This window comes from Streptomyces inhibens, from assembly GCF_022221585.1.
GTDB classification, from domain to species: Bacteria; Actinomycetota; Actinomycetes; order Streptomycetales; family Streptomycetaceae; genus Streptomyces; species Streptomyces inhibens.
The window spans coordinates 1,278,071-1,294,008 of sequence record NZ_CP084681.1 but is presented as its reverse complement, the minus strand read 5'-3'; the positions used below and the strand labels follow the sequence as shown (position 1 = coordinate 1,294,008).

Genomic DNA, 15,938 nt, shown 5'->3' with positions numbered 1-15,938 from the left:
TTTCGAGATATTCATCCGAAGGGAAACATCATGAACTCCACCCCCCAGGTTCAGACCCAGGAAATCTCCGACAGCGACCTGGACAACGTGTCCGGTGGCCTCGTCGGCAACGTGCTCGGCACCGTGACCGGCACCGTTGACTCCGTCGCCCCGGTCTCCGGTGTCGTGGGCACCGCCACCGGCCTGGTCGCCCAGACCACCGGTGTCAACACCTCGGGCGTCACGGGCCTGGTCGCCGGTCTCTGAGCCCCCTCTGTGCCGCCACACGGCACAGCCGGCTTTGAACGGTGACAACGGCAGGTCGGCGCCCCCTCCTTGCCGACATGCCGGGCCGAGTGCCCCGGGCCCACCCGGTCCCCCCGGGCCCCGGGGCACTCGGCCGCCACCCGTCTGAAACAGACCATTGCCGTTGAGGGAAGAGTGTCGTGCAGTTTCGCCAACAGGCCCTTTCCAAGCTGCAGTCGCCCGAGGAAATAGATCTGCCGGTGCGATTCGCCCGGCCCCAGGGCTGGCTCGTGCTGACCATCACGGTCCTCGTCGTGATCGCCGCATCCGTGTGGGCGGTGACCGGCACCGTGTCGTCCACCCTCAGCGCCCCCGGAATCCTCACCCACGGCCAGGGCAGCTACATCCTGCAGAGCCCCGTCGCGGGCCAGGTCACCGCCGTACTCGCCGAAGAAGGCACACAGGTGGCCGCCAACACCCCCCTCCTGAAGGTCCGTACGGCACAGGGCACCACCGTCGTCCGCACCCTCGCCGCCGGCCGGCTGACCACGATGTTCGCCACGATCGGCTCCGTCGTCACGACCGGAGCGGATGTCGCGTCCGTGGAACGCGTCGCGCACGCCGGCGATCCGCTGACGGCGACGCTGTACGTACCGGCCGAGAGCGGCGCCTCGGTCCCCGTGGGCGCGTCCGTCGACCTCACCGTCCAGTCCGTGCCGGCCCAGCAGTACGGCGTACTGCGCGGCAAGGTCAAGGCCGTCGGCCGGACCGCCCAGACCCGCCAGCGCATCGGCGCCTTCCTGGGCAGCAGCCAGCTCGGCGAACAGTTCTCGCAGCACGGCCAGCCCGTGGCGGTCCTGGTACAGCTCGACCGCGACCCGCACAGCAGGTCCGGCTACTCCTGGTCGACCTCCGACGGCCCGCCGTACGCCGTCGACTCCATGACCCTGGCCGGCGGCGCCGTCCACTTGGCCGCGCAGCACCCGATCGATTGGCTGCTGCCGTGACCGCACCCCACGACTCCGCCGCAGCACAGCAGCAGCAACTGCCGCCGCCCGTCCGCGGCCGGCACCGCCCGGAGCCCGCGCCCGGCGCCCGTCGCCGCACCCGCCGTGACGCTCCCCCTGCCCAAAAGCCCAAGAAGGCGAAGGCCGTCCGCACCCCCACCGTCCTCCAGATGGAGGCCGTGGAATGCGGCGCCGCGTCCCTGGCCATGGTGCTCGCCCACTTCGGCAAGCATGTGCCGCTCGAAGAGCTGCGGATCGCCTGCGGCGTCTCCCGCGACGGCTCGCGCGCCAGCAATCTGCTCAAGGCCGCCCGCAGCTACGGCCTGCAGGCCAAAGGCATGCAGATGGAACCGGCCGCGCTCGCCGAGGTGCAGGCCCCGGCCATCCTGTTCTGGGAGTTCAACCACTATGTCGTCCACGACGGCATGGGCCGCCGCTTCGGCCGCCGCGGTGTACACATCAACGACCCCGACAAGGGCCGCCGCTTCGTCTCGATGGAGGACTTCGACACCAGCTTCACCGGTGTCGCCCTGGTCCTGGAGCCCGGCGAATCCTTCCGCAAGGGCGGCCGCAAGCCCGGCGTGCTGAGCGCCGTGCCGGCCCGGATGCGCGGCACGAAGGGCACCCTGCTGGCCGCGCTGCTCGCCAGCCTGCTGCTGGTCGCGGTCGGCGCGGCGGTGCCCGCGCTGAGCCGTACGTATATCGACATGTTCCTGATCGGCAACCAGACCTCGCTGCTGGGACCGCTCTTTGCGTCGATGGCCGCGATGGTGGCGCTTACCGCCGTGCTGACCGGACTGCAACAGGCGAACCTGCTGCGCGGCCGGATCATCTCCTCCACCCTCACCAGCGCCCGGTTCCTGCGCCATCTCCTCAGACTCCCGGTCACCTTCTTCGCCCAACGCAGCCCGGCCGACCTGGTCCAGCGACTGCAGTCCAACGACGCGGTCGCCGAAACCCTGGCACGCGACCTCGCCGCGGCGGGTGTCGACGGGATCGTCGTCATCCTCTACGCCCTCCTGCTGTGGACCTACGACCCCCAACTGACGGTCATCGGCGTGGGGATCGCCCTGCTCAACGTGGTCGCGATGCGGATCGTGATCCGGCTGCGCGCCACCCACACCCAGAAGCTGCGCGCCGACACCGCCCGGCTGACCAACACCTCCTACACCGGCCTGCAGCTCATCGAGACGATGAAGGCCACCGGCGGGGAGAACGGCTACTTCCGCCGCTGGGCCGGGCAGCACGCCACCACGCTGGAGGAACAGCAGCGGCTCGGCGTGCCCAGCGCCGCGCTGGCCGTCGTCGCCCCCACCCTCGCCACGCTCAACAGCGCGCTGATCCTGTGGATCGGCGGACTCCGGGCGGTCGAAGGCCATATCTCCATCGGTCTGCTCGTCGCCTTCCAGGCGCTGGTGACCCGCTTCACCGCGCCCATCACCCGGCTCAACGGAGTGGCGGGCAGAATCCAGGACTTCGCCGCCGACGTGGCCCGCCTCAAGGACGTCGAAAGCTTCCCCGTCGACACCCTCTACTCACGCCCGGAGCCGGATGCCAGCACCCGCAGGCTCAAGGGCCATGTGACGCTGGAAGACATCACCTTCGGCTACAGCCCCCTGGACAAACCGCTGCTGACCGGCTTCTCCCTGGCCGTCGGCCCCGGTCGGCAGGTCGCCCTCGTCGGCGGCTCCGGCAGCGGCAAGTCCACCGTCTCCCGGCTGATCTCCGGCCTCTACAGCCCCTGGGAAGGCACCATCCGCATCGACGGACAGCGCCTGGAGGACCTCTCCCGCAGTGCGCTGGCCGCCTCCGTCTCCTTCGTCGACCAGGACATCTTCCTGTTCGAGGGCACGGTCCGTGACAACGTGGCGCTGTGGGACCCGTCGATACCGGACGACGCGGTCATCGCCGCTCTCCAGGACGCCGCGCTCTACGACGATGTGATCGCCCGTCGCCCCGACGGCATCCACAGCCGCGTCGAGCAGGACGGCCGCAACTTCTCCGGCGGACAGCGCCAGCGGCTGGAGATCGCCCGCGCACTGGTCCGGCGCCCCAGCATCCTGGTCCTCGACGAGGTCACCAGCGCACTGGACGCCCAGACCGAGCAGACCATCATGGACAACCTGCGGCGGCGCGGCTGCGCCTGTGTCGTCATCGCCCACCGGCTGAGCACCGTCCGCGACAGCGACGAGATCGTGGTCCTCGACCACGGCGTGGTCGTCGAACGCGGCCGGCACGAGGATCTGGTCGCCGCCGGGGGCCCGTACGCCGAGCTGGTCAAGGAGCACTGACGTGTCATCCGTATCCCCGTCCCCGGTCGTGGGACCGGGCGAGACCGACGCGGTGACGCAGGCGCTGGGCGGCCTGGGCTCGCCCGTCGACTGCGCCGGGCTGCGCAGCGTCCCCCTGGAAGGGCCGCATGTGCTGTGGCTCGTCACGGGCGGGACGCTGGATCTCTTCGCGGTCGACGCCGTCCACGAGGGGCACTGGCACTTCCTCGGCCGGCTCGAAGCGGGCACCCTGCTGCTCGGCCCGGTCGAGGGCCCACAGCACACCCTGCTCGGCCGGCCCTCGCAGGACTGCCGGCTGCGCCGGATCCCGCTGCGCGAGCTGCCCCGGTACGACTACGGCGATCAGTGGGACACCGGGGCCCATGCGCAGTACGGCGCGCAGACCGGCTACGACCACGACCCCGCCCACCCGGGCCAGGGCGGGATGGCGCCCTCCCCGCTGGAGCACGCCGTTGCGCTGGGCACCGCACGCAGTCTGGGCGTCCTGTTCGAGGCACCGTTGGACGGCCGGCCCGGCGACGACGCGGTGGCCGACGACGACGTCCTGTGGATGCCGGTCCCGCCCGGCAGTGTGCAGTACGGCGCCTCCTACAGCGCGGAGGCGGCCGGCGATCTGCTGATGGACCCCGCGCTCTGGCAGCGGATGGTCAACCAGCAGTACCGGCTGCTGTCCGCCGTCGACCGCTGGATCGAGCAGCTGGAGCGCGCTCACGAGGACCGCACGGCGGCCGGCATCAAGGCGGGCGAGACCGTTCGCGAGCGCGCCGACCAGGCGCTGCTGGCCTCCATCGGCCGTCAGGACCGGTCCGGGCGGGCGTCCGCGGGGACGGACCGGGCCGGCGACGACACCACCTTCGCGGTCTGCCGCGCGGTCGCCGAGGCGGCCGGCATCACGCTGACCGAGCCCCCCAAGGGCGGCGCCGTCAACGACCGCATCACTCCCGTCGAGCGGATCGCGGTCAGCTCGCGGATCCGCACCCGCGCGGTCCGGCTCGTCGGGCGCTGGTGGCGGACCGACACCGGCCCCCTGGTGGGCCATCGCGCCAAGTCCGGCGCCCCGGTGGCGCTGCTGTGGCGCCGTGGCCGCTACGAGGCGGTCAACCCGGCCTCGGGGCTGCGGATCCGCATCGGCAAGGACAATGCCGACGCCTTCGAGCCGCGCGCGGTGATGTTCTACCGCCCGCTGCCCGAGCGGCCCATGAGCATGTGGCGGCTGATGCGCTTCAGCCTGCGCGGCACCCGTATGGACGTACGCAATCTGGCCCTCAGCGGACTGGTGACGGTCGGCCTCGGCGCGCTCGTCCCGATCGCGACCGGCAAGGTGCTCGGGGTCTACGTACCGAGCGCCGAGCGGAGCCTGATCGTCCAGGTCTCCCTGGCCGTCATCATCACCAGCGTCGTCTCCGCCGCCTTCATGCTGCTGCAGAACCTCACCGTGCTGCGGATGGAGGGCCGCATCGAGAGCGCTCTGCAACCGGCCGTATGGGACCGGCTGCTGCGGCTGCCGACGAAGTTCTTCACCGAACGCTCCACCGGAGAGCTGGCCAGCGCCGCGATGGGCATCAGCGCCATCCGCCGGGTGCTCTCCGGCATCGGCCCGGTGGCCGTGCAGTCCACCACGATCGGCGCGATGAACCTTGTGCTGCTGCTCTGCTACAGCGTGCCGTTGGCACTGGCGGCGGTCGGCATGCTGGTCGTCATAGGGGCGGTCTTCCTCGTCATGGGCCTGTGGGAGCTGCGCTGGCAGCGACGGCTGGTCACACTCGGCAACAAGCTCAACAACCAGGCCTTCCAGACCCTGCGCGGTCTGCCCAAGCTGCGGGTCGCGGCGGCGGAGAGCTTTGCGTACGCGGCCTGGGCCCGCGAGTTCGCCCGCTCCCGTGAGTTGCAGCAGAAGGCCGGCCGGATCAAGAATCTGACCACCGTGCTCAACGCGGTCTATCTGCCGGTCTGCTCGCTCACCATGTTCATGCTGCTGGCCGGACCGGCCCGCGGCAGCATGTCGGCCGGCTCGTTCCTCACCTTCAACACCGCGGTGACCATGCTGCTGACCTCGGTCACCCAGATCACCGGCGCCTTTGTCTCGGCCGCCGCCGCACTGCCGATGTTCGAGCAGATCAAGCCGGTGCTGGACGAGACACCGGAGGTGCGCGGCGCCAGCGCCCAGCCCGGCGCGCTGTCCGGCGGCCTGGAAGCCAGAAAGCTCTCCTTCCGCTACTCCGACGACGGCCCCCTGGTCCTGGACGATGTCTCGCTGCAGATCCGCCCGGGCGAGTTCGTGGCCGTCGTCGGCCCCAGCGGCTGCGGCAAGTCGACCCTGCTGCGGCTGCTCATCGGCTTCGACAAGCCGTCCTCGGGCAGCGTGCTCTACGACGGGCAGGACCTCGCCGCGCTGGACCAGGCCGCGGTGCGCCGCCAGTGTGGGGTCGTGCTGCAGAACGCACAGCCGCTGACCGGGTCCATCCTGGACTGCATCTGCGGCGCCGAGGCGTTCAGCCAGGAAGAGGCCTGGGCGGCCGCCGAGATGGCGGGCCTGGCCGAGGACATCAAGCGGATGCCGATGGGGCTGCACACCATGATCTCCGGTGGCGGCGCGATCTCCGGCGGTCAGCGGCAGCGACTGATGATCGCTCAGGCGCTGGTCCGCCGCCCGCGGATCCTGTTCTTCGACGAGGCCACCAGCGCCCTGGACAACGAGACCCAGCGCATCGTCATCGACAGCACCCGCAAGCTGAGCGCCAGCCGCCTGGTGATCGCGCACCGGCTGTCCACGGTCATGGACGCCGACCGCGTGATCGTCATGGCGGACGGCCGGATCGTCGAACAGGGCGCCCCGGCGCAGCTGCTCGCCGACACCGGCGGCCGGCTGCACGACCTGGTGCGGCGTCAGCTGACCTGACCGGCCCTGGTTTTGACGCCCGGCCCGGCCCGTTCCCGGGCTCCGACGGCCGGCCCGGGCGTGCCCCGTCGCGGCCCGGCCGGTCGAGCCTCATTCCCGGCATCCCCGTAAAACACCGCATATCGTGCAGGCAGCGGACGGAGGATGAGATGGCCACGACCAGAAACCTGTTCGACGCGATGCCCGAGGACCGGCGCCGCCGGCTGACCGAAATCGCCCACGAGGTGTCGCTGCCCCGTGCCACCCGCGTCTTCGAGGAGGGCCGGCGGGCGGACCGGTTCTGGATCATCCGCAGCGGACAGGTCGCGCTCGACCAGCGCGTCCCCGGGCGCCGCGCGGCCATCGTCGAGACGCTCGGCCGCGACGAACTGCTCGGCTGGTCCTGGCTGTTCCCGCCCTACCTGTGGCACCTGGGAGCGGAGACCGTCGGCCCGGTGGACGCGGTGGAGTTCGACGCGGCGGTGGTCCGCGCCCTGTGCGAATCCGACCCCGTCCTGGGCCGGGCGATGTACCTCTACGTCGCCCAAACGGTGGCCGACCGGCTGCACGGCACCCGGACCCGACTGCTGGATCTGTACGGCCCCCAGGGCAGCGGCCTCGACCCGTGAGCAGCGCCCGGCCCCGCCCCTTGTGACGGATGACTGCCGGATCTGTGCCCGATCACCATGAACCCGCGCCCCTCGCGGCACCACCATCGCGTCCATGAGCGACAGCCGTCTGCTTTCTCCTGCCGGAAAAGGACGCCGCCGCCTTGGAACCGCGCCCCGGGACCGGCCGACTATCTGTGCCGGGCCGTGTCTGCGGCCCGTCGGCCGGTGAGGCGGCCGGTGATACGGCCGGGGAGCCGGCCGGTGATTCGTAGGGGAGAAGCTCGATGCGTCCTGGGAAGTTGTGCGGCCTTGCGGTGGTTCTCGCGCTGGCCGCCACCGCGTGCGGCGGCAGCGGAGGAGGCGCGGAGGGCACGGACCAGAGTGCCTCCGGACGCGGCGGCTCCGGTTTTCCCGTGCAGATCGCCGACTGCAAGGGCGCCAGGACCACCTTCCGGTCCGCGCCGCACAAGATCGTCACCAGCAATGCCGCCGCCCTGGAGATACTGCTGCGCCTGGGCGCCGGCGACCGGGTCATCGGGACCGGATTCCCGCCCGGCAAGGGCGCCTTGCCGGGCGCTCTGGACGCCCGGGCCCGCAAGATACCGGTGCTGGGAAAGCACATCATTCCCAAGGAGAAGCTGCTCGGCTCGGGCGCCGATCTCTATATCGACTCCTTCGCCTCGATGAACACCATGGGCGGCGCGGGCGACGCGCCCACCGCGGAGGAGTTCCGGGCGGCGGGGATCGGGCACATCTATCTGGCGTCCACCGCCTGCGCACCGATGGCCGAGAAGCCGCAGCGGGACCTGTCCGGTGTGGAGGGCGACATCCGGCGGCTGGGCGCGGTGACCGGCACCTCCCGTCGGGCCGACGAACTCGTCGCGGGGATGCGGGCCAAGCTCACCGCGGTGCACAAGGCCGTAGGCGAAGTGCCGCTCGACAAGCGGCCGACGTACTTCTACTTCGACTACGACGCCGGGACCAAGCAGCCGGTCGCCGTGTGCCGTAAGCAGGTGGCCAACGCCGTCATCGGCCAGGCCGGGGCGCGCAATGTCTTCGACGACTGTGACGCGGACTTCAAGCCGGTCTCGTGGGAGGACGTGGTCGCCAAGAACCCGGACTGGATCCAGCTCGCGGTACACAACCGGGGCGATGCGGCGGCCAACGCCAAGGCGTACGACGAGGCGGCGGCCTTCCTGAAGAGCTTCCCCGCCACCAAGGGGCTCACCGCGGTGCGCCGGGGCCACTTCCTGCGGATCGGCGCGGAGCGGACGACGATCGCCGGTGTCGGGAACGCGGACACCGTGGAGGAGATCGCGCACACGCTCCACCCCGCGCGCTTCAAGGCGGCACGGTAGTGGCCCCGACCGTCGCCGACCCGCACGACGAGACGGCGGAGCGGTCCGGGCGACGCACGCCCTCCGCCGGACTGCTCGCCCTGGCACTGGGCCTCGCGCTGGCGGCGGCCCTGACCGCAGCGGTCTCACTGGGCTCCACCGGCATCGCGCCCGCCGAGGTGTGGTCGGTGGTGTTCCGACGGCTGGCCGGCGCACCGGCCCGGCCGGGCACCGACGACCTGATCGTGTGGCAACTACGCGTCCCCAGAGCCCTGTTGGCGGCGCTGGTGGGGGCGGGGCTCGGCCTGGTGGGGACGGCGACCCAGGCGCTGGTGCGCAATCCGCTGGCGGATCCGTATCTGCTGGGTATCTCCCACGGCGCCTCGCTCGGCGCGGTCGCCGCCATCGTGCTGGGTGCGAGCGCCGGCGGGGTGCTGGGGCTGGGGCTGTCGGCGGCCGCCTTCGCCGGCGCGCTCGCCTCGTTCGCGCTGGTGTGGTGCATCGCGCGCCGCGGCGGCGGCTTCTCGCCGCTGCGCCTGGTGCTGGCCGGTGTGGGGGTCGGACAGTTCCTGTCCGGCTTCACCAGCTATCTGGTGCTCCAGGCGGGCGACGAGCAGCAGACCCGCAGCGTGCTGTTCTGGCTGATGGGGAGCCTCGGCGGCGCCACCTGGAACGTGCTGTGGCTGCCGGTGCTCGCGGTCGCCGCCGGGGGGCTGGCCCTCCAGGCGCGCGCCCGCGCCATGAACGCGCTGCTCATGGGCGACGAGACCGCGGCCGGGGTGGGCGTGGACGTCACCCGGCTGCGCCGCGAGCTGTTCGTGGTGACCAGCCTGCTGACCGGCGTACTGGTCGCGGTCTCCGGAGCCATCGGCTTCGTGGGCCTGATGGTGCCGCATCTGTGCCGGCTGGTCATCGGCGGCGACCACCGCCGGCTGCTGCCGCTGTCCGCGCTGACCGGGGCGCTGCTGCTGGTGGTGGTGGACCTTGTGTGCCGTACGGCCATGGACGCCCAGGAGCTGCCGGTCGGCGTGGTGACGGCGATGATCGGCGCGCCCGCCCTGCTGTTCATCCTGGACCGGCGGACGGCGGCGGGCCGATGAACGTCGACATCGAGGATCTGCACGTCGGCTACACGGGCCGCAATGTGGTCGCCGGGGTGCACCTGATGGCCGCGGCCGGCGAGATCGCCGGACTGGTCGGCCCCAACGGCAGCGGCAAGTCCACCGTGCTGCGGACCGTCTACCGGCATCTGCGGCCCACCGCGGGCCGGGTCCTGCTGGCCGGGACCGACCTCCGCACGCTGACCCCCGGGCAGACCGCGCGGCGGGTGGCCGCGCTGCCGCAGGAGCGCGGCAGCGACTTCGAGCTGACCGTGCGCGAAGTGGTGGCGATGGGCCGGACCCCCTACAAACGGGCCTTCGCGGACGAGGACCGCGCCGACCGGGAGAGCGTGGCCCGCGCCCTGGCCGCCGTCGGCCTGGCCGGCGCGGACACCCGCCGGTTCTCCGCGCTGTCCGGCGGCGAGCGCCAACGGGCGTTGCTGGCCAGGGCGTTCGCACAGGACCCGGATGTGCTGGTGCTGGACGAGCCGACCAACCACCTCGATGTACGCCACCAGATCGAGCTGCTGACGCTGCTGCGGGAGCAGCGCCGTACGACGCTGATCTCGCTGCACGATCTGAACGCCGCGGCGTCCCTGTGCGACCGGCTGCATGTGCTGCACGACGGGCGGGTGGTCGCCTCCGGTCCGCCACGTGAGGTGCTGACACCTCAGCTGCTGGCCGAGGTGTTCGGGGTGCGCGCCGCGGTGACTGCACATCCGCTCACCGGCGATCCGTTGATCGCCTTCGACCACCGGCAGCGGCTGCCCACCGGTGGCGGGTGACGGGCACCCCGCACCTCTCACCCGGCCATGAAATGGCTCGGCCGCCCCTGGCGCAGGACCAGCCGGCCGAGCCGTTCGGCATCCGCCCGGTGCAGCAACTCCCGTCGTCCATCGGCATGTTCGAGCACGCAGGAGTGCCAGGGCGTCAGCCACGCATCGGGCGCGGCGAGCAGACGGATACCGAATTTGGCCGAGCCTCGCGGCTGCGGATGGATGGAGAGCCGGAACGCTCCCGGGTGGTGCGCGGCGATCAGCTCGCCCCAGGCGCGGCTGCGCTGCATCACGCCGTACGCCCGACGCCGGCAGTCGCGCTGGAGCGCCGAACGGGTACCGGCGAAGGACGCGGTGTCCTCGAAGAGGAACCGGGTGATGCCCTGGTACAGCCGCCGGGTCGGCTCGTCTTCGCGGGTCAGGGAACGCAGGGTCTCCAGGGCCGGCGCGTACCGCTCGTGGACCAGGGACCGCTTGGCGTCGTGCGACAACCCGGCCCCGTACACCTCGCGCAGGTCGAAGACGTCCAGTCGGGTCAGGCCCTCGGTGTCGATCAGTGCGCGCAGGGCGTCACCGTAGGCGTCGATGTCACGGTCGGGCACCTGGATGAGGTCGCTGAAGACATGCCCGTCCGAGCAGATGACCACCCGCGCGCCGGGCGGGTACACGGCCGCGATACGGGCGCACAGCGCGTCCAGGAAGCGCAGCGCCAGCCGTTCGCCCTCGTCGGGGAGGTGGCCGAGCACCTTGGCCGGGTTGGGCGACTTGCAGGGGAAGCCCGGCAGGGTGAACAGGATCGGCTCGCCCGCCGCCACCGGGGCGGCGAGCTGCCGCAGTTGGGCGGGGAAGGCCTCGGGGGTGTCCCCGTGGGCGGCGTCCAGTGTGCGCCGGTACGGCAGGAGCGTGGTGAGGACCGCCGCGCATATGGCCTCGTGGTCGGCTGCCGTGCCGGGGCGCGGCCGGGGCGGGCTGGTCAGCACGTGGCATCCGGCCCGTCCGCGCCGGGGCATCCGTCCCCGGCGCCGTAGGTCACCGGCAGACGGTCGACCCCGCGCGCCAACACCGCCGGGATCCAGCGGAGTTCGTCCTCGGGGGCCGCCGGCCGGAGGTCCGGCAGCCGTCGTAGCAGGGTGCCGAGAGCGATCTGGAGCTCAATTCGGGCGAGCGCGGCGCCGGGGCAGAAGTGGCTGCCGTGACCGAAGGCGAGGTGCGGGTTGGGGGAGCGGTCGAAGTCGAGGGTGTCCGCGTCGGCGAACTGCCGGGGGTCGCGGTTGGCCGCGCACAGCGAGACGATGACGGAGTCACCCGCCGGGATCCGGGTGCCGTGCAGATCGGCGTCCTCGGCGAAGAACCGCCAGGTCGTCAGCTCGAAGGCGCTGTCGTGCCGCAGAAGTTCCTCGACGGCGCGGGGCAGCAGCTCCGGACGGGCGGCCAGTTGCGCGAGGTGTCCGGGGTGGCGCAGCAGGGTGACCAGGGCGGTGGTGATCTGGTTGGTGACCGGTTCCTGGCCGGCGACCAGCAGCTGGAAGATCATCGAATCGAGCTCTTCCCGACCGAGCCGGCCGTCGTCGCGGGCGGCCACCAGCCGGGAGAGCAGATCCGCACCGTGCGCACGGCGCTTGTGGGCGACCAGATCGGCGATATACCCCTGGAGCCCGCGCAGCCGCGCCTCGTACGCCGGACGGCCCGGATCCGTGGGCCCCACCGGCTGGACGACCTTGCCCCAGTCCCGGTCGAAGCGGTCCGCGAACTCCTTCGGCAGACCGATGACTTCGGCGAGCACCTGGAAGGGGAAGCGGGCGGCGAAGGTCTCGACGAGATCGGCGGTGCCACGCTCCGGGAGTCCGTCGAGCAGGGCCTCGGCCCTCTCCTGGAAGCGGGGCCGGAGCTCCTCGACGCGCTGCGGGGCGAAGGCATCGGTGATCAGCCGGCGCATCTCGGTGTGCCGGGGCGCGTCCTGATGGAGCAGATGCACCTGTAGCTGGGAGCGCTGGGGCTCGGGCATGATCGAGGCGCGGGCCTGCCAGGCCGCGTTGCCGCGTGAGTGATGCTTGCCCAGCCGGGCGTCGGTCAGCGCCTGGTGGGCGGCCTCGTAGCCGGTGACGAGCCAGGCGCACACCCCGCTGGGGAAGCGCACCCGATGGACCGGGCCGCGCGCCCGCAGCTCGGCGTACAAGGGGTAGGGGTCGCGTTTGTACTCCGTCCCGTACAGCTCTACGGGATCGGGCGGCATGGACATGGGGGGTCCTCTTCAACGGTGCTGTCTGCGGACAACCGCGCCCGGACGGCACGGCGTTGGAGAGGTCGGTCGGCGGGCGCGTCGAGTTCCCAACGATCGCGGACGATTTCGGCAGGTGGGGGTGCGGGCCGCGGCGGCACGGTCACCGGTCAAACCCAGTTAGTCGGGTCCGGTGGCCGATGAGTTCCGACGGCGGAACAGGACAAACCTCACGCGTCAAGGGGCCCCCGATCGGCCGCCGGGCACCGTTTTCCCCTGCCACGATGACGCGATGTCCTCCTCTCCGGCCGATCGCAGTCGGCCCCCTCTCGCGCACACCGTCCGACGGCTGCTGCCCGCACGGTCGGTCATCGGATTCATCGCGCTGCTGGCGGTGCTCTTCGCGCTGTCGTACGCGGCCGGAGCGGTCGCCGGGCCGGTGGCCCCGGGGCTGCACCCGGCCGGTGGCACCCGTACGGGAGGCTCCACGCCCGCCGACGACGGGGACATGGGTGGTATGCACGGTATGGGCGCCGGGGCACCCCGCCCGGTGCCGGTGGGAGCGCCGCGATGACACGGCAGCCCCGGCCCGCCTCCCCGACGCCGGACACCGCCGCCTCCCCGGACCCCGGCCGCACCACCACCCTCACGATCGGCGGGATGACCTGCGCCGCCTGTGTGGGCCGGGTCGAGAAGAAGCTCGGCCGGCTCGACGGCGTCGCGGCCACGGTGAACCTGGCGACCGGCCGGGCCACGGTCAGCCACCCCACGGCGGTGTCCGTCACCGACCTCATCACCACCGTCGAGGCGGCCGGCTTCACCGCGCAGCTCCCCGAGCCCGCTCCGGCGCCGGACACCGGCACCGGCCCGGACGGCCGGGCGCCGTCCACCGAGCCCCCAGGCCCCCAGGACGACGGCGCCCGCGCCGAGCGCCACCGGCTGCTGGTGACCGCCCTGCTGTCGCTCCCCGTCCTGGTCCTGTCGATGGTGCCCGCCTGGCAGTTCCGCAACTGGCAGTGGCTGTGCTTCATGCTCGCCGCACCCGTCGCCGTATGGGGCGCCGCGCCCTTCCACACCCGTGCACTGCGCGGCCTGCGGCACGGCGCCGCGACCATGGACACCCTGGTCTCCCTCGGCGTCCTCGCGTCCTTCACCTGGTCCACCTACGCGCTGTTCCTCGGCGGGGCCGGTGCGCCCGGGATGACGATGCCGCTGCGCCTGCTGCCCACCGCCGGCGACGGCACCGCGCACCTGTACCTGGAAGCCGCCGTCGGCGTACCGCTGTTCGTGCTGGCCGGGCGCCGTATGGAGGCCAGGGCCCGGCGGGGCACCGGCTCCGCGCTCCGCGCCCTGGCCGAACTCGCCGCCAAGGACGTCGCCGTACGGGCGGCCGACGGAGGCGAACGGCGCATCCCGGTGGAAGCGCTGCGGGTCGGCGACCGCTTCCTGGTACGGCCCGGGGAACGCGTCGCCACCGACGGCACCGTCGTCGAGGGCAGCTCCGCCCTGGACCTGTCCCTGATCAGCGGGGAGAGCCGCCCGGTCGAGGTCGCGCCGGGCTCGGCGGCCGTCGGCGGTGCGGTGAACTCCGGTGGCCTGCTGGAGATACGGGCCGACGCGGTGGGCGCCGACACCCAACTCGCCCGGATCACCCGGCTCGTCGAGGACGCCCAGACCGGAAAGACCACGGTCCAGCGGCTCGCCGACGCGGTGGCGGCCGTCTTCGTCCCCGCCGTACTGACCGTCTCGGTCACCGTCCTGGGCTTCTGGCTCGGCGCCGGGGCCGACCCGCAGGCCGCCGTCACCGCCGCCGTGGCCGTGCTCGTCGTCGCCTGCCCCTGCGCGCTGGGACTGGCCACCCCCACCGCGCTGCTGGCCGCCACCGGCCGTGGCGCCCAGCTCGGCATCCTGGTCGGCGGACCGCAGGCGCTGGAGCGGCTGCGCCGGATCGACACCGTCGTCCTCGACAAGACCGGCACCCTCACCACGGGGCGGATGAGCGTCACCGCCCTCACCCCGCGGACCGGCGGACTCGACGCCGCGGACACCCTGCGTCTGGCTGCCGTCGTCGAGCAGGGCTCCGAACATCCGCTGGCGCGCGCGGTCATCGCGTACGCCCAAGAGAGCCGGCCCCGGACCGGTCAGCCTGAGCCCGGTCGGTCCCAGCCCGGTCAACTCCTGCCGCCCGTAAGCGACTTCCGCGCCACGCCCGGTCACGGCGTACGCGGCACGGTGGACGGGCACCGGGTGGCGGTCACCCGGCCCGGCGACCTCAGCGGCCTGCCGGCTCCGCTGCCGGACGCCGTGCGGGAGGCGGAGACCGCCGGCCACACCGCGGTCCTGGTCACCGTCGACGACACCCCGGAGGCCGTCATCGCCGTCGGCGACGCGCTCCGCCCCGACGGCTACCGCGCCGTGGACCATCTGCGCCGGCTGGGACTGCGGCCGGTGCTGGCCACCGGCGACCGCGCCGCCACCGCCCGCGCGGTGGCCGGCCAACTGGCCATCACCGAGATCCACGCCGAGGCCCGCCCCGAGGACAAGGCCGCGCTGGTCACCACCTTGAAGGAGCAGGGCGCCCGGGTCGCCGTCGTCGGCGACGGGGTCAACGACGCGGCGGCCCTGGCCCTCGCCGACCTCGGGATCGCCATGGGCAGCGGCACCGACGCCGCGATCGGCGCCGCCGATGTCACCCTGGTGCGCGAGGACCTCCAGGCCGTCGCCGACGCGGTACGCCTGGCCCGCCGCACCCTGGGCACCATCCGCGGCAATCTCCTGTGGGCCTTCGGCTACAACCTCGTCACCGTGCCGCTCGCCGCCGTCGGCCTGCTCAACCCGATGCTCGCGGCGGCCGCCATGTCCGCCAGCTCACTGCTCGTGGTGGGCAACAGCCTGCGGCTGCGCGCCTGGCAGCCGGGCGGGGCGAAGAAGCCCGCCCGTCGCGCCGACCGCGCCCGTCAGCAGACCCGTTGGGAGACCGTATGAACCGGCCGTCCGTGTCGGCCGTCGCCGTACCGCTGCTCACCTGTCTGGCGACCCTGGGCACGCTCACCGTATGGACCGCCACCGGCAATGCGGGAACCCCCGCGCGACTGAGCGTCGCCGAGGGCCGGGTGCTGGTCCCGTCCGGCCCCGAGGCCACCGCCGCATGGTTCACGATCCGCAACACCGGCGGCGCGGACGACGTCCTGACGGGCGTCACCGGCCCCGCCGGGCACCGGGCGATGCTCAGCCGTACCGTCGACATCGGGCGCAACGCCCGGAGCATGGCGATGGTCCGCGCCGCCACCGTCCCGGCCGGCGGTGCGCTGCGGATGACGCCGACCACCCTCGACGTCATGATCAGCCCGCCGCCACGGCTCGCGCCCGGCGACCGGCTCACCTTCACGCTGCACTTCCGCCACAGCCCACCGCAGACGGTACGGGCCCGGGCCGTACGCCCGGGCCACTGAAGATCCGCCTGCCGATGTCTGCCCGCTGCCACCTGTCCGGGCA

The 15,938-nt window shown here is 72.6% G+C and carries 13 protein-coding genes; 11 read left to right on the top strand and 2 right to left on the bottom strand.

The genetic code is table 11. The annotated features are described in order from the left end of the window. The first annotated feature begins 30 nt into the window (after positions 1–30). The 8 genes from KI385_RS06085 to KI385_RS06050 all read left to right on the top strand — a co-directional run bounded on the left by KI385_RS06085 (position 31) and on the right by KI385_RS06050 (position 10,234). Positions 31–246 (top strand): type A2 lantipeptide, encoded by a 216-nt coding sequence (locus tag KI385_RS06085; RefSeq protein ID WP_128504877.1) that lies wholly within the window; start codon positions 31–33, stop codon positions 244–246. Positions 247–425: 179 nt separating this feature from the next. Then, positions 426–1,232: an HlyD family efflux transporter periplasmic adaptor subunit gene (locus KI385_RS06080; protein ID WP_238571195.1), complete on the top strand. Its 807-nt coding sequence runs from the start codon at positions 426–428 to the stop codon at positions 1,230–1,232. Next, complete coding sequence (locus KI385_RS06075) at positions 1,229–3,523, top strand: NHLP family bacteriocin export ABC transporter peptidase/permease/ATPase subunit (RefSeq protein ID WP_238571194.1); 2,295 nt, start codon at positions 1,229–1,231, stop codon at positions 3,521–3,523. The genes KI385_RS06080 and KI385_RS06075 overlap by 4 nt, the downstream gene beginning before the upstream one ends. A gap of 1 nt (position 3,524) precedes the next feature. Further along, positions 3,525–6,422: an NHLP bacteriocin export ABC transporter permease/ATPase subunit gene (locus KI385_RS06070; RefSeq protein ID WP_238571193.1), complete on the top strand. Its 2,898-nt coding sequence runs from the start codon at positions 3,525–3,527 to the stop codon at positions 6,420–6,422. Between the two features lie 149 nt (positions 6,423–6,571). Continuing rightward, positions 6,572–7,030: a cyclic nucleotide-binding domain-containing protein gene (locus KI385_RS06065; protein WP_238571192.1), complete on the top strand. Its 459-nt coding sequence runs from the start codon at positions 6,572–6,574 to the stop codon at positions 7,028–7,030. A 266-nt stretch (positions 7,031–7,296) separates the two neighbouring features. Further along, a complete protein-coding gene (locus KI385_RS06060) occupies positions 7,297–8,370 on the top strand; it encodes an ABC transporter substrate-binding protein (protein WP_238571191.1) in 1,074 nt (357 codons plus the stop codon). Beyond that, complete coding sequence (locus KI385_RS06055; protein WP_238571190.1) at positions 8,370–9,449, top strand: FecCD family ABC transporter permease; 1,080 nt, start codon at positions 8,370–8,372, stop codon at positions 9,447–9,449. Before KI385_RS06060 ends, KI385_RS06055 begins: the two co-directional genes overlap by 1 nt. Beyond that, a complete protein-coding gene (locus KI385_RS06050) occupies positions 9,446–10,234 on the top strand; it encodes an ABC transporter ATP-binding protein (protein WP_238571189.1) in 789 nt (262 codons plus the stop codon). Before KI385_RS06055 ends, KI385_RS06050 begins: the two co-directional genes overlap by 4 nt. Before the next feature lie 17 nt (positions 10,235–10,251). Here the strand turns inward: KI385_RS06050 and KI385_RS06045 are convergent, their stop codons facing one another. Then, positions 10,252–11,235 carry an L-tyrosine/L-tryptophan isonitrile synthase family protein gene (locus KI385_RS06045; RefSeq protein WP_425356874.1) on the bottom strand — a complete coding sequence of 328 codons (984 nt, stop codon included), beginning with the start codon at positions 11,233–11,235 and terminating at the stop codon, positions 10,252–10,254. After that, positions 11,199–12,464, bottom strand: coding sequence for a cytochrome P450 family protein (locus tag KI385_RS06040; protein ID WP_238571188.1), 1,266 nt, complete (start codon positions 12,462–12,464; stop codon positions 11,199–11,201). The genes KI385_RS06045 and KI385_RS06040 overlap by 37 nt, the downstream gene beginning before the upstream one ends. Positions 12,465–12,735: 271 nt before the next feature. Here KI385_RS06040 and KI385_RS06035 point away from each other — a divergent pair, with 271 nt between their 5' ends. The 3 genes from KI385_RS06035 to KI385_RS06025 are packed head-to-tail and all read left to right on the top strand — an operon-like array spanning position 12,736 to position 15,895. Beyond that, positions 12,736–13,017 carry a hypothetical protein gene (locus tag KI385_RS06035; protein ID WP_238571187.1) on the top strand — a complete coding sequence of 94 codons (282 nt, stop codon included), beginning with the start codon at positions 12,736–12,738 and terminating at the stop codon, positions 13,015–13,017. Next, positions 13,014–15,428: a heavy metal translocating P-type ATPase gene (locus KI385_RS06030; RefSeq protein ID WP_281066799.1), complete on the top strand. Its 2,415-nt coding sequence runs from the start codon at positions 13,014–13,016 to the stop codon at positions 15,426–15,428. Before KI385_RS06035 ends, KI385_RS06030 begins: the two co-directional genes overlap by 4 nt. Then, the gene (locus KI385_RS06025) at positions 15,425–15,895 is read left to right on the top strand and encodes a copper chaperone PCu(A)C (RefSeq protein WP_238571186.1); all 471 of its coding nucleotides are present in this window, start codon (positions 15,425–15,427) and stop codon (positions 15,893–15,895) included. The genes KI385_RS06030 and KI385_RS06025 overlap by 4 nt, the downstream gene beginning before the upstream one ends. Positions 15,896–15,938: the final 43 nt, after the last annotated feature.

Excerpts from the sequence above, each read along its gene's own strand:
- KI385_RS06085 (WP_128504877.1), top strand. The coding sequence starts at position 31 with ATGAACTCCACCCCCCAGGTTCAGACCCAGGAAATCTCCGACAGCGAC.
- KI385_RS06065 (WP_238571192.1), top strand. The coding sequence starts at position 6,572 with ATGGCCACGACCAGAAACCTGTTCGACGCGATGCCCGAGGACCGGCGC.
- KI385_RS06060 (WP_238571191.1), top strand. The coding sequence starts at position 7,297 with ATGCGTCCTGGGAAGTTGTGCGGCCTTGCGGTGGTTCTCGCGCTGGCC.
- KI385_RS06050 (WP_238571189.1), top strand. The coding sequence starts at position 9,446 with ATGAACGTCGACATCGAGGATCTGCACGTCGGCTACACGGGCCGCAAT.
- KI385_RS06045 (WP_425356874.1), bottom strand. The coding sequence starts at position 11,235 with ATGCCCCGGCGCGGACGGGCCGGATGCCACGTGCTGACCAGCCCGCCC.
- KI385_RS06040 (WP_238571188.1), bottom strand. The coding sequence starts at position 12,464 with ATGTCCATGCCGCCCGATCCCGTAGAGCTGTACGGGACGGAGTACAAA.
- KI385_RS06035 (WP_238571187.1), top strand. The coding sequence starts at position 12,736 with ATGTCCTCCTCTCCGGCCGATCGCAGTCGGCCCCCTCTCGCGCACACC.
- KI385_RS06030 (WP_281066799.1), top strand. The coding sequence starts at position 13,014 with ATGACACGGCAGCCCCGGCCCGCCTCCCCGACGCCGGACACCGCCGCC.
- KI385_RS06025 (WP_238571186.1), top strand. The coding sequence starts at position 15,425 with ATGAACCGGCCGTCCGTGTCGGCCGTCGCCGTACCGCTGCTCACCTGT.